This window comes from Mesorhizobium sp. WSM3873, from assembly GCF_001672445.1.
Lineage (GTDB): Bacteria > Pseudomonadota > Alphaproteobacteria > Rhizobiales > Rhizobiaceae > Mesorhizobium.
Genome location: NZ_LYTM01000015.1, coordinates 71,116 through 83,820 on the forward strand (window position 1 = coordinate 71,116; position 12,705 = coordinate 83,820).

15 protein-coding genes and 1 riboswitch are annotated in these 12,705 nt (G+C 64.1%); of the genes, 12 read left to right on the forward strand and 3 right to left on the reverse strand.

Annotated elements, in window-relative coordinates; genetic code table 11:
* The first annotated feature begins 181 nt into the window (after positions 1-181).
* The 8 genes from A9K71_RS13145 (at position 182) to crcB (A9K71_RS13180) (ending at position 6,317) form a co-directional block, all read left to right on the forward strand.
* Positions 182-946 carry an SDR family oxidoreductase gene (locus tag A9K71_RS13145; RefSeq protein WP_066995786.1) on the forward strand — a complete coding sequence of 255 codons (765 nt, stop codon included), beginning with the start codon at positions 182-184 and terminating at the stop codon, positions 944-946.
* Positions 943-3,021, forward strand: a complete 2,079-nt coding sequence (uvrC, locus tag A9K71_RS13150) for an excinuclease ABC subunit UvrC (protein ID WP_066995788.1) — start codon at positions 943-945, stop codon at positions 3,019-3,021. The genes A9K71_RS13145 and uvrC overlap by 4 nt, the downstream gene beginning before the upstream one ends.
* A 104-nt stretch (positions 3,022-3,125) precedes the next feature.
* Positions 3,126-3,722 carry a CDP-diacylglycerol--glycerol-3-phosphate 3-phosphatidyltransferase gene (gene pgsA, locus A9K71_RS13155; RefSeq protein ID WP_066995790.1) on the forward strand — a complete coding sequence of 199 codons (597 nt, stop codon included), beginning with the start codon at positions 3,126-3,128 and terminating at the stop codon, positions 3,720-3,722.
* 1 nt (position 3,723) lies between these two features.
* Positions 3,724-3,981 carry a molybdopterin converting factor subunit 1 gene (moaD, locus tag A9K71_RS13160; protein WP_066995792.1) on the forward strand — a complete coding sequence of 86 codons (258 nt, stop codon included), beginning with the start codon at positions 3,724-3,726 and terminating at the stop codon, positions 3,979-3,981.
* A gap of 1 nt (position 3,982) precedes the next feature.
* The gene (locus tag A9K71_RS13165; RefSeq protein WP_066995795.1) at positions 3,983-4,462 is read left to right on the forward strand and encodes a molybdenum cofactor biosynthesis protein MoaE; all 480 of its coding nucleotides are present in this window, start codon (positions 3,983-3,985) and stop codon (positions 4,460-4,462) included.
* A gap of 219 nt (positions 4,463-4,681) precedes the next feature.
* On the forward strand, positions 4,682-5,098 hold the full coding sequence (locus A9K71_RS13170) for a YbaY family lipoprotein (protein ID WP_082980498.1): 417 nt from the start codon (positions 4,682-4,684) through the stop codon (positions 5,096-5,098).
* Between the two features lie 220 nt (positions 5,099-5,318).
* Positions 5,319-5,392, forward strand: a riboswitch (Fluoride riboswitch).
* Between the two features lie 98 nt (positions 5,393-5,490).
* The gene (gene crcB / locus A9K71_RS13175; RefSeq protein WP_066995797.1) at positions 5,491-5,883 is read left to right on the forward strand and encodes a fluoride efflux transporter CrcB; all 393 of its coding nucleotides are present in this window, start codon (positions 5,491-5,493) and stop codon (positions 5,881-5,883) included.
* 32 nt (positions 5,884-5,915) lie between these two features.
* Positions 5,916-6,317, forward strand: a complete 402-nt coding sequence (gene crcB / locus A9K71_RS13180) for a fluoride efflux transporter CrcB (RefSeq protein WP_245299616.1) — start codon at positions 5,916-5,918, stop codon at positions 6,315-6,317.
* A 146-nt stretch (positions 6,318-6,463) separates the two neighbouring features.
* Here the strand turns inward: crcB (A9K71_RS13180) and ndk are convergent, their stop codons facing one another.
* A complete protein-coding gene (ndk, locus tag A9K71_RS13185) occupies positions 6,464-6,886 on the reverse strand; it encodes a nucleoside-diphosphate kinase (protein ID WP_066995802.1) in 423 nt (140 codons plus the stop codon).
* Between the two features lie 176 nt (positions 6,887-7,062).
* Between ndk and A9K71_RS13190 the strand changes: the two genes are divergently transcribed.
* Complete coding sequence (locus tag A9K71_RS13190) at positions 7,063-7,278, forward strand: hypothetical protein (protein WP_066995804.1); 216 nt, start codon at positions 7,063-7,065, stop codon at positions 7,276-7,278.
* Positions 7,279-7,418: 140 nt separating this feature from the next.
* On the opposite strand, the gene A9K71_RS13195 is transcribed toward A9K71_RS13190, so the two are convergent.
* Positions 7,419-8,111, reverse strand: a complete 693-nt coding sequence (locus A9K71_RS13195; protein ID WP_066995806.1) for a glutathione S-transferase family protein — start codon at positions 8,109-8,111, stop codon at positions 7,419-7,421.
* Between the two features lie 54 nt (positions 8,112-8,165).
* On the opposite strand from A9K71_RS13195, the gene A9K71_RS13200 reads away from it, so the two are divergent.
* The 3 genes from A9K71_RS13200 to A9K71_RS13210 all read left to right on the forward strand — a co-directional run bounded on the left by A9K71_RS13200 (position 8,166) and on the right by A9K71_RS13210 (position 10,454).
* Positions 8,166-8,675 (forward strand): DinB family protein, encoded by a 510-nt coding sequence (locus A9K71_RS13200; protein ID WP_066995808.1) that lies wholly within the window; start codon positions 8,166-8,168, stop codon positions 8,673-8,675.
* Between the two features lie 189 nt (positions 8,676-8,864).
* Positions 8,865-9,482 carry a hypothetical protein gene (locus A9K71_RS13205; RefSeq protein WP_245299617.1) on the forward strand — a complete coding sequence of 206 codons (618 nt, stop codon included), beginning with the start codon at positions 8,865-8,867 and terminating at the stop codon, positions 9,480-9,482.
* Positions 9,483-9,668: 186 nt separating this feature from the next.
* Positions 9,669-10,454, forward strand: a complete 786-nt coding sequence (locus A9K71_RS13210) for a GGDEF domain-containing protein (protein WP_066995812.1) — start codon at positions 9,669-9,671, stop codon at positions 10,452-10,454.
* A gap of 83 nt (positions 10,455-10,537) precedes the next feature.
* On the opposite strand, the gene A9K71_RS13215 is transcribed toward A9K71_RS13210, so the two are convergent.
* Complete coding sequence (locus A9K71_RS13215) at positions 10,538-12,619, reverse strand: ATP-dependent helicase (protein ID WP_066995814.1); 2,082 nt, start codon at positions 12,617-12,619, stop codon at positions 10,538-10,540.
* Positions 12,620-12,705 lie beyond the last annotated feature (86 nt).

The following is a 12,705-nucleotide window of genomic DNA, read 5'->3' on the forward strand; positions in this document are numbered from 1 at the left end:
CGCTTGGTTCAAGGGGTTCGGGGACATATATTGCATTATGAAACTTCCGCAATCCGGGTCGGCAGCGTGCGTACGGGCCGCTTCGCCACATTCCTGCCCCAGGTAGAAATGGCATTTAACGCTTGGCCCGTCATATTGTGCCGGCTTCCCGGAATCGTGAAGCCGATAGAGGATTGACGACATGAAAGAAGCCTTTGGCGTGGTGCTGGTGACGGGTGGAGCGAAAAGGATCGGCAAGGCGATCGTCGAAGACCTTGCCGCGCATGGCTTTGCCGTGGCCATCCATGCCAATCGTTCCGGAGCCGAAGCCGAGGCGCTGGCCAGCCGCATCAGGAACCAGGGCGGCCGTGCCGCCGTGCTCGTTGCCGACCTCACCGATATGAAAGCCGTCGGCGATCTCGTCGGCCGCTCCGAGGCTGCCCTTGGCCCGGTCACGCTGCTCGTCAACAACGCCTCCTTGTTCGTCGACGACCGTATCGAGGATTTCGACTGGCAGGCCTGGGACCGCCACTTCGCCATTCATCTGAAGACGCCGGCGCTGCTGGCGCAGAACTTTGCTCGCGCCTTGCCGGAAGGCGCGGAGGGACTGATCGTCAACGTCATCGACCAGCGTGTCTGGCGGCCGACGCCGCGTTATTTCTCTTACGCGCTGTCGAAATCGGCCCTGTGGACGCAGACCCAGATGCTGGCGCAGGCGCTGGGGCCGCGCATTCGCGTCAATGCCATCGGCCCCGGCCCGACACTGAAGAACAAGCGCCAGGACGACGAAGATTTCGGCAGGCAGGTCGAAGGACTGATTCTGAAGCGCGGCCCGCAATTGCCGGAATTCGGCGCCACCATCCGCTATCTCTGGGAGGCGCGCTCCGTCACCGGGCAGATGATCGCGCTCGACGGCGGCCAGCATCTTGCATGGCAGACGCCCGATGTGACAGGCATGGTGGAATGAGTCCTGCCCAAAAACACAGCCCCATCGGCGCCGGCGATGATTTGCCGCCCGATCTCGACATCGAGGACGAGGCGTCGGAGGAGATCGTCGAGCCGGAGGCGGTTGTCGCCGGTCCCGACGTTGCTTTCACGGCGATCGACTGGACGCCGCATGCCGGCGACGCCGACGGCATGGTCGGTGCCGAGGTGATCCAGACCTTGGTCAAGCGGCTGCCCAACCAGCCGGGCGTCTACCGAATGATGAATGCCGCCGGCGACGTGCTCTATGTCGGCAAGGCGCGCAGCCTGAAGAAGCGCGTCACCAACTATGCGCAGGGGCGCTTCCACACCGCCCGCATCGGCCGCATGGTGCGCGAGACGGCGACGATGGAATTCGTCGTCACTCGCACCGAGATCGAGGCGCTGCTGCTCGAGGCCAACCTCATCAAGCGGCTGAGGCCCCGCTTCAACGTGCTGATGCGGGACGACAAGTCGTTCCCTTACATCCTGCTTACTGGCGACCATGTCTCGCCCGGCATCTACAAGCATCGCGGCGCGCGCTCGCGCAAGGGCGACTATTTTGGGCCCTTCGCTTCCGCCGGCGCGGTCGGGCGCACCATCAATTCGCTGCAGCGCGCCTTTCTGCTGCGAAGCTGCACGGATTCCTTCTACGAGAACCGCACGCGACCTTGCCTGCTCTACCAGATCAAGCGTTGCGCCGGTCCCTGCACCGGCGAGATATCGCATCGGGGCTATGCCGAGCTGGTTGCTGAGGCGAAGGATTTTCTCTCCGGCCGCAGTCAGAAGGTGAAGACCGAGATCTCGGCCGCCATGCAACAAGCCTCCGAAGAGCTCGATTTCGAGCGGGCCGCTATCTACCGGGATCGCCTCGCGGCGCTATCGCATGTGCAGGCGCATCAGGGCATCAACCCGCAGACGGTGGAGGAGGCGGATGTCTTTGCCATCCACCAGGAAGGCGGCCAGACCTGCATCCAGGTGTTCTTCTTCCGCACCGGCCAGAACTGGGGCAACCGCGCCTATTTTCCCAAGGCCGATCCGGCGCTGGAGCCGGCCGAGGTGCTGGGCTCCTTCCTCGCGCAGTTCTATGACGACAAGCTGCCGGCGCGTACGCTGCTTCTTTCCCAGTCGGTGCAGGAGCAGGAGCTGCTCGCCGAGGCGCTCTCCACCCGTGCCGGGCGCAGGATAGCGATCTCGGTGCCGCAGCGCGGCGAGAAGAAGGATCTCACCGATCACGCGCTGCAGAACGCGCGTGAGGCGCTCGGCCGCAGGCTGGCGGAAACGTCGACGCAGGCGCGGCTATTGCAAGGCTTTGCCGAGACCTTCGGCCTCGCAAGGCCGCCAGTGCGCATCGAGGTCTACGACAACTCGCACATCATGGGCACCAATGCGGTCGGCGCCATGGTCGTCGCCGGGCCGGAAGGTTTTGTGAAGAACCAGTACCGAAAGTTCAACATCCGCTCGACCGAGATCACGCCCGGTGACGATTTCGGCATGATGCGCGAGGTGATGGAGCGCCGCTTCTCGCGGCTGCTCAGGGAGCATGGCGACGTCCAGCCTTCAATCGGCGCGGAGGCCGAGGACGATGCGGCCGAGGATCTTGTCGAGGGAAACGGCAGCTTCCCGGCATGGCCGGACGTCATCCTGATCGACGGCGGCCAGGGCCAGATGACGGCGGTGCGCAAGATCCTGTCCGGTCTCGGCATCGAGGACCGGGTCGTCGCCATCGGCATCGCCAAGGGCCAGGACCGCGACGCCGGGCGCGAGCGCTTCTTCGTCAAGGGCAGGGACTCTTTCACGCTGCCGGTGCGCGACCCGATGCTCTATTTCGTCCAGCGCCTGCGCGACGAGGTGCATCGCTTCGCCATCGGCTCCCACCGCGCCCGCCGCAAGAAGGAGATGGTCAAGAGCCCGCTCGACGAGATCGCCGGCATCGGCCCCGGCCGCAAGCGGGCGCTGCTCCATCATTTCGGCACCGCCAAGGCGGTCAGCCGCGCCGCGGTCGAGGACCTGATCAAGGTCGACGGCATTTCCGAGCACGTGGCGAAGCTGGTCTACAACCATTTTCATGACAGCTGACCATTCTTGCGCCTATTTTGGGTTGACCAATCGAATCTCGCCTGTTGACCCCCCACATTGGCTTCTGATTTGAGTAGGCAGGCGGAGAGAGATCCCGATCAGATATGGCCCAGCGCGCTTTCAACCTGCCGAACATCCTCACCTACGCCCGCATCATCGCGGTGCCGCTGGTGGTGCTGTGCTTTTTTCTCGAAGGCCATCTGAAGTCCTCCGACTTCGCCCGCTGGTCGGCGCTCGCCATCTTCCTGCTCGCCTCCGTCACCGACTATTTCGACGGCTATTTCGCGCGCGCCTGGCAGCAGACCTCCAACATCGGCAAGATGCTGGACCCGATCGCCGACAAGCTCCTGGTCGCCACCTGCCTGCTCTTGCTCGCCGCCGACACCGATCGCCATGCCGGCATTGCCGGTTGGTCGCTCTGGGCGGCGATCATCATCCTGTGCCGCGAGATTCTTGTCTCGGGCCTGCGCGAATATCTGGCGGCGCTGAAGGTCTCGGTGCCGGTGACGCAGCTCGCCAAATGGAAGACGACCATCCAGATGGTCGCCATCGCCTTCCTGCTCGTCGGCCCGGCCGGCGACAAGATCTTCCCGCTGACCACCCAAATCGGCCTGGTGCTCTTGTGGATCGCGGCACTTGTCACCCTCTACACCGGCTACGACTATTTCCGCGCCGGCCTGAAACACATCATGGACGAGTGAGATGTCGACCAAGCTCATCTATTTCGCCTGGGTGCGCGAGCGGATCGGCAAGCCGGAAGAGCATGTCGAGCTGCCCGCCGGCGTCGAGACCGTCGCCGACCTGTTGCGCTGGCTGAAGTCGCGCGGCGAGGAATACGAAAACGCGCTGCAATATCCGGACGTCATTCGCGTCGCCATCAACCAGGAACATGTCGGCCATCGCGAGAAAATCGCGGGCGCGCTCGAGATCGCGCTGTTTCCGCCGATGACCGGGGGCTGAGATGGCGAGCACGGTCGTGCCGGCCATCCGCGTCCAGCGCGAGGATTTCGACGTCGCCGCCGAGATTGCCGCGCTGACCGAGGGCCATGCCGATATCGGCGCCGTAGTCACCTTCTCCGGTCTCTGCCGTGACGAGCAGGGCGCGCTCGCCGCCCTCGAACTCGAGCACTATCCCGGCATGGCCGAGGTCGAGATCGGCCGCATCGCCACTGAGGCCATCGGGCGTTGGCCGCTGCAGGGGCTCACCGTCGTACACCGCCATGGAAAAATCACGCCGGGCGAAAACATCGTGCTGGTGGTCGCGGCCTCCGCGCATCGCCAGGCGGCCTTCGAGGCGGCGAATTTCCTGATGGATTACCTGAAGTCGCGTGCGCCCTTCTGGAAGAAGGAGCACCGTGCCGACGGCTCCGAAGGCGGCTGGGTCGAGGCCAAGGAAGCCGACGACGAAGCCGCGGATCGTTGGAAGACCTCGGACAGGTAAGCCAGGACGGCATTGCCTTGGCGATCGCCCCATCTGGCGCGCTTCGCAGCACCTTCTCCCCTTGGGGAGAAGAGGGTCGCCCCGAACTGCTCTTCGCAATTTCGGTTGGCAATCCGCCTGAGGGACAAGCCGGCGAAATTTCCTCCCCAAGGCCATCGAACGACCGCAATCCTTCCCGACCTTGCAAATCGGTTTGATTTGCTGGGCGGGAGCAATCTTATGCTGGACAGGATCGCGGAATTTTTCATCTTCGGCCTTGTGCCGCTGGTGGTCGGCGTGCTTGCCGTGCCGGAGTTCACCAGTGCCGCCGAAAAGACGATTGCCGGCGAGGTGACCTATCGCGAGCGCATCGCGCTGCCGCCCAATGCCGTGCTTTCGGTCGAGCTCGCCGACATCTCGCTGGCCGACGCGCCGGCGACGCTCCTCGGCCAGCGCAAGATCGTCCTGGCCGGCCAGGTGCCGATCAAATTCGAGATCGGCTTCGATCCCAAGGCGATCCAGCCCGGCAGGACCTACGCTCTGCAGGCCCGCATAACGGTCGATGACCGGCTGATCTTCGTCACCGACACTCGCCACCAGGTCGATCCGCTGGACGGCAAGCCACAGACCATCGTGCTGAAGAAGGTCACGTCGTAACCTGGCTTGGTTCGCAAGATTCCCGACACGCCGGAAACGCATAGAGACGAGGGATCGCGGCTGCTTCTGCGTCAGCGGCCGCCTCGGGAGTTCCGGCCTCTCGTCCGCCACCGCGTCCGCCACAATAACGGATTCGGCAAATGTTAAGGAGGCGCGAAAGGAACGCGGCGCAACCATAGTGGCCCCGATTGACCGCGAACCCGCGACCACCTAGTTTCCCTCGTCAAATGGGGATGGGGTTCCCCCGAAACCGCCCGAGCTTTTCGCATTCGGGCTGATGACTCCTGCCAGGCGTGCTTTCGCGCGGCAGGATTTGTTTTTTCCGCTCGCACATGCCTGTCTTGATGGCGCGATTCCCGCGAGGAATCGCTTTGTGGAAAGGCAATGAAGCGATGAGCCTTGCGGCCTGCGCCCTGGTCCTGATCGGCGGCTTCCTCGGCGGTATTTCCCGCTTCTTCCTGTCGGGCCTTGTCGGCCGCAGCGTCGGCGAGACCTTTCCCTGGGGCACGCTGGTGGTCAACGTCTCCGGCGCGCTCGCCATCGGCGCCTTCGCCGGCGCGGCGCGGTCGCTCGGCGGCATCTTTTCCGCCGAACTCGTGCGCGACCTGATCGTGGTCGGTCTGTTCGGCGGCTACACCACGGTTTCGTCCTTCTGCCTACAGACGCTGAACCTCGCGCTCGACGACGAGAGGCGGCTCGCCGCTCTCAACGTCGTCGCCTCGGCGGCGCTCTGCGTGCTTGCCGTCGCCTTTGGCTTTTGGACCGTCGAGCGGATGGCAGGGTAGGGCCTATGCTTGGAAACGATAGACAGACAGCCATGCGGCTTTATCTGGCGGTGGGCTGCGGCGCGGCCATCGGTTCGCTGGCGCGCTTCCTGTGCGGCTACGTCGTCGTCTCCCTGCTGGGCTGGAGCGCGCTGCTTGCAACGGCGTTCGTCAACGTCGTCGGCTCCTGGGTCATCATGTTCTTTTCCACGCTGACCCGGCCGGATGGACGCCTGATGATCGGCCCGGCCGGCCGCCAGTTCGTGACCGGCGGCTTCTGCGGCGGTCTCACCACTTTTTCGTCGATGAGCCTCGACACCTTCATTCTGCTTCTCGAGGGCGACCTCGGCCTTGCGGCGACCTATCTTGTCAGTGTGGTGGTGCTGTCGCTTGCGTCGGCCTGGCTCGGCCATCTCATGGCGGCCAGGTTCAACCGCTTGCCGATCACCAGGTGATCAGGGAGGAGAGCATGGCACTTCTCGCCGGCTCGGAGGCCTCCGGCGCTGCCGCGGGCAATCGCCCGTTCCTAAAGCCTGCCCGGCCGCCCGCTCCAACAAAAAGGCGGCCCGAGAGCCGCCTTCATTGCCAGGACCGAAGCGTCTCAGCCGACGATCTCGGTGTCGGAGAACCAGTACCTGATCTCCTGCGCGGCGGTCTCCGGCGCGTCCGAGCCGTGCACCGAATTTTCGCCGATCGACAGCGCATGCACCTTGCGGATGGTGCCCTCGGCCGCATTGGCCGGGTTGGTGGCGCCCATCACTTCGCGGTTCTTGGCAATGGCGTTGTCCCCTTCCAGAACCTGCACGACGGTCGGGCCCGACGACATGAATTCGACCAGCTCGCCGAAGAAAGGACGATCCTTGTGGACGGCGTAGAAGCCTTCGGCCTCGCGGCGGCTCATCCATACGCGACGCGACGCGACGACGCTGAGGCCCGCGTCTTCCAGCATCTTGGTGATGGCGCCGGTCAGATTGCGCTTGGTGGCATCCGGCTTGATCATGGAGAAGGTGCGTTCGATCGCCATTGGGTCGTCCTTGTTCTGGGAATGGAAATTGGAGTGGCGGGCTCTATACAAGCCGCTTGGCGGCTTGCCAAGGGGAGGCGGCTTCTGGTCAAGGCCGGCCGTTTGCGGGATAATTAGACGGCTGAGAGCGCGCTTCGCGTGCAGTCCGGAGCGCCGCGGCAGCGGAGCAGGAGGCGATGAACCGGCTCTACCTCAAACGCGACGATATCGCCGGCATTTTCTTGATGGCCGTGGTCCTTGCCGTGATCGTCTTGGTCCTGCTGTTCTTTCCACAAACCGGACAGCAGAATTTCGGCTTCGGCCCGGAATGGCAATGCGCCCGCATGGGAGGGGGCGATCCGATCTGCGTCAGGCTGGTCGAAAACGATGAAGCCGGAAAATTCCCGCCTTGAGGGGGAGATGGCCGGCAGGCCAGAGCGGGGCGCCGCGCGTGAAACGCCGACTTCTTCTCTCGCAAGTAGGCACCGCAGCTGTTGAGGCGCCCACTCTGTCACCTTCGGCGACATCTTCCCACAAGAGGAAGATTAGCGCCTTAGGCCGCCGCGGCGACCTGCCGGCCGATTCCGCCATGCAGGTCGAGGCAGCGTTCGAACCATTCGGCAACGCCGTCGCCCGTCTCGAGCAGCTGGTAGGGCGAGGCGACGCGCGCCCATTGCAGCGCCCCGAACACGATGTAATCGGCAAACAGCGGCGATGTCCCGCCGATGAAAGGCTGGTAGCTGAGCATCGAGCGCAGCGGCTCGAGCGAGGCACGAAAGCCGACAAGCCCCGTGTCGCGGCCGGCCACCACCTCTTCGAGCCGCTTGCCGAGCCGCTGCTCGCGGCTCTCGCGGAAATAGGCGCGGTTCGCCTCGTCCTGCATGCTGTGCAGATCGGTCAGCAGCACCGTCATGAGGTAAGGATGGATGGTGAGCTGCGACCAGCGTTCGATGAAGCGCGCCGTCGCCTTGCCGCCTTCGCCGCCGAACAACGTCGGCCGCTCGGGGTAGGCTTCGTCGAGATAGAGTGCGATGGCAAACGAATCGGCCACCACGCGCTCGCCGTCGCGGATCACCGGCACCGTCTTCGACACGCCGCCTTCCACCTTGGGGACTTCCAGGAAGCGCGTCGGCACCTTGGTGGCATCGAGCCCTTTGTGGGCCAGCGCCATCTTCGTCTTCCAGCAATGCGGACTGAAGGGGCGTTTTGCGTCGTGGCCGACGAGATCATAGAACAGAATGGTCATTACGGTTCCTGCGGGTTACGAAGAGCCGGGATTCGTTGCGAGCCGGGTGGAAGAATGAAACAGCATTTCATGATGTTTGCGGCCTACAATCAATGGGCCAACACGCGCATCTATGATGCCGCCGCCGATCTCAGCGAAGAGGAACTCGGCCGCGATGTCGGCGCCTTCTTCGGCTCGATGCTGGGCACGCTCAATCACCTGCTCGTCACCGACCGCGTCTGGATGAAGCGCTTTACCGGCGAGGGGGACGCGCCCTCAAACCTTGCGACGATCCTCTATCGCGCCTTCCCGGGCTTGCGCCTGGCACGCGAGGCCGAGGACAGGAGGATCGTCGACTGGATGGACGGCATGACCGATAAGGCGCTCACCGGGCGATTTTCCTATATGACCACTGACATGCGCACCGTTTCGCAGCGGCTGGCGCCGGCGCTCAGCCATCTCTTCAATCACCAGACCCACCATCGCGGCCAGGCGCATATGTGCCTTACCGTCCTCGGCAGGCCCTCGGTGCCGCTTGACCTGATGCAGTTCCAGCGCTCCGAAGAAGGCCGCGCCTACGCCTGAAGCTTGCGGGATTCCGGTTGGCCAATTCCGGAAAACTAAAAAACACTTCAATTTCGTCTATATTTTTAAAGCAGAAGTATCGTTTTTGAAAACTAGGATTCGTCATATGCGCAATAGCTAAAGAAACCGAAAGGGCACTCTCGGCGTATTTCTGTCTCAAAAGCTACGCGCGCTAGAAAAGCGCGACAAATGATGCAAGGCGGAAATACAAACCACATGGAGAGTGTCATGGCCAGTATCGTAAAAAGATTCGCCAGCACATTGGCGAGTGGTGCAATCGTCGTTGCTCTTGCCATGCCGGCGAACGCCCAGAGCGTCGGGCTCGGTGGCCTCGGCGGCGCATCCGTAGGCAGCAATAGCGCCGACGCCAATGCGGGCGGCCCAAATGGGGCTGACGCAAATGCATCCTTCGGCGGCAGCAACACCAGCGCCAGGGCTTCGATCGGCGGCGCAAGCGGCGGCACCGGAACCGCCACCATCGGCGGCAGCAGTTCCACCGCAACGGCATCGATCGGCGGCACCAACGGGGCTGGAGCCAATGCGACTTTGGGCAACGGCACCAATAGCACGCTCAACGTGACGACGGGCGGCACGAGCGGCGCTGGCGTCGCCCTCGGCGCGGGCGCCACCGTTCCTGGAACCGTCGGCGCGACGCCGCCGGGAACGACGAACCTGTCCTCCGCCGTCGCCCAGATGTCGAGCAGCCAGTTGTCGCGGATGAAGAAGCGCTGCGTCGATGTGCTCAGCAGCGAGGGCACCTATGATCGTGATCTGAGGGCGCTCTGCCTGATGATTTCGCGTCGTTGACGGCGCGCTGACGAGCGCCTCCGGCCAATCGCAAAGCCCGCCGCTGCGTCGGCGGGCCTTCTTCAGCTGGTATCGCGGTGCGGCGCGCTCGACGCCTGGTTAACCACATTCCCATTGAAGCCAATATATTAGGACTTCGTTTGCGCTCGCGCTCCACAATAGGCCAGTTGTAGTGGGAGCAATGCCATGCGCATCGATTTGTCCCCCACCAGTTGGGGCAGGGTCGCGCTGGTTACCGTTGCCGGCACGGCATTCTTCATTGCCGCGGCCTTCTTTGTCGATTCCTTCAACTTTCCCTCGCTGTCACCCGAAGCGCTGCTCTGGGCCAAGCTCACCGACCTGTTCCTGCCGCTCATCCTTGGCGGCTCCTTCCTGTTCTTCCTGATGTGGAAGATGCGCCAGCTGGCCATCGCCCAGAAGGAGCTCAGCATCATTGCCGCGACCGACAGCCTGACGGCGGTCTTCAACCGCGGCGCTTTCTCGATGCTGGTCGAGGCCTATCTCGACAAGGCTCGCAGCCATGCGGTGGCCGAAGCCGGCGCGCTGCTGATCGTCGATGCCGACCATTTCAAGTCGATCAACGACCGGCTCGGCCACGATTGCGGCGATCAGGCGCTGAAGCTGATCGCGAGCACGATCCGGAGCCAGCTCCACGGCGCCGACATCGTCGGACGCATCGGCGGCGAGGAATTCGCGGTCTTCCTTCCGGGCGCCGACGCGACGCGCTCCTTCCTGGTCGCCGAGTCGATCAGGCTGCGTATCCGCGAGGCCGAGTTCGCTCCAGGCGGGCAGCCGTGCCCGCTTTCGGTCAGCATTGGCGGCGTCGCCTTCAGCGGGCCCACCACCTATCACCACATGTTTCAAGTCGCGGACAGGCATCTCTACAAGGCGAAGTCGAACGGACGCGACCAGGTGAGCTTCGAAAGCCCGCGCAGCAGGCTATCCGGCGAGGCCGCCGGCACCTTCCACTGAACGAACCCGCGCTGCAGGAAACGGAGCGCCCTCACCAGTGGTTCTGGTTGAGTGGAGCGTCGTCCCCGCCTTTGGGTAGGCGCCTATTTCCACATGCCGCGCATGCGCGCGCCGAGATCGACCTTAACGCCCGGCTTTTGGCGCGGGTCGTCCGTGATCGCCGCGCTCGCCCAGGATGACTGTTCGAAAGCCGAAAGCATCGAAGCCGGGATGAAGCGGGTGCGCGAGGCATAGACGTGACGGTCGCCGCGCGCCGGCTGGTTGTGCGGATAAAAGCGCTGCGGCACCACCAGGTGCAGGCTGTCCTTGGCGCGCGTCATCGCCACATAGAGCAGCCGCCGCTCCTCCTCGATATCCTCCTTGGTGCCGACGCCGAGATCGGCCGGGATGCAGCCGTCGACCGTGTTGAGCACGAAGACGTTCTTCCACTCCTGGCCCTTGGCCGAATGGATCGTGGACAGGATCAGGTAATCCTCGTCGCGATGCGGCGGGCCGGCCTGGTCGCTGGTGGCGTCGGGCGGGTCGAGCGTCAGCTCGGTCAGGAAACGCTCGCGCGAGGGATAGCCCGACGCGATCTGCTCGAGCTGCAACAGGTCGGCCCGGCGCGTGATGGCGTCCTCGTGGATACGCTCCAGATGCGGCTCGTACCAGAGCCTGATCCGCTCGAGGTCGGCCGGCCATTTGGCGCCGGCGCGCAGTCCGCTGTAGATGTCGAGAAAAACCGGCCAGTCTGCGGCCGCGCGCTGCGGCGGCCGGAAGCGCGCAAGGCCCAGCGTCTCGTCGAGCGACGTCGCCATCGCCTCGACGATCTGCGAGGCGGCCGAAGGCCCGATGCCGGGCATCAACTGCAGCACCCGGAAGCCGGCGACCCTGTCGCGCGGGTTCTCGGCAAAGCGCAGCATCGCAAGCATGTCTTTCACGTGCGCCGCGTCGAGGAATTTCAGCCCGCCGAATTTTACGAAGGGGATGTTGCGCCGCGTGAGCTCCACCTCCAGCGGCCCGCTGTGATGCGAGGCGCGGAAGAGCACGGCTTGCGCCTTGAGCGCCGTGCCGGCCTCGCGCTCGGCAAGGATCGCCTGGCAGACATAATTGGCCTGCTCAGCCTCGTCGCGCACGCTTACCAGTTGCGGCTTGTGCGACGACCGGCGTTCGGTCCAGAGATTCTTGGTGAAACGCTCGCTTGCCTCGCCGATTACTTTATTGGCGGCGGCCAGGATCGGCTCGGTCGAGCGGTAATTGCGCTCCAGCATGACGATCTCGGCGCCTTGCGCGTACTGTTTTGGGAAATCGAGAATGTTGCGCACTTCCGCGGCCCGGAAGGAATATATCGACTGTGCGTCATCGCCCACCACGGTCAAGCCCGCGCCGTCCGGCTTCAGCGCCAACAGAATAGAGGCCTGCAGCCGGTTGGTGTCCTGGTATTCGTCGACCAGCACGTGGTCGAAGCGGGAGCCAAGGTGAGCGGCGATCTCTGGCTCGGCCGCCATCTGCGCCCAGTAGAGCAAAAGGTCGTCGTAATCGAGCACGTTCTGCGCCTGCTTGGCCTCGACATAAGCCGCGAACAGCTCCTTCAGCTGTTCCGCCCATCCTGAGCACCAGGGAAAGGCCGAGCCCAGCACCTCGCCGAGCGGCGCCTGCGCGTTCACCGCCCGCGAATAGATCTGCAGGCAGGTGGCTTTGGTCGGGAAGCGGCTTTCGGTCTTGGAAAAACCGAGCTCGTGCCGGGCAAGGTTCATCAGGTCGGCCGAATCCTCGCGATCGTGGATGGTGAAAGCCGGATCGAGGCCGATCTGCTCGGCATAGTCGCGCAAGAGTCTGGCGCCGATACCGTGGAAAGTGCCGGCCCAGGAGAGCGCATCGGCTATGATCGCGGCATCGCGGCCCAGCACCTCGCCGGCGATGCGCTCGACGCGCTTCGCCATTTCAGCCGCGGCGCGGCGCGAAAAGGTCATCAAAAGGATGCGGCGCGGATCGGCGCCCTTGACGATGAGGTGCGCCACGCGATGCGCCAGCGTGCTGGTCTTGCCGGAGCCGGCGCCGGCGATCACCAGCAGCGGCGCGGCCACCTTGCCGTCGCCATGCACCACCGCCAGCCGCTGCTCGTCGTTCAGCCGGGCAAGATAGGCAGGAGTTTCGAAGGACGAATCACGGGCGGCGATGTTCATCGCCCATCAAGCATCGTTTCCGCTTTGTTCGCAATACAGCTGATCTCCCGACAGGCGCCCAAGTGGGGGGCGATGCCCGGCAGGGC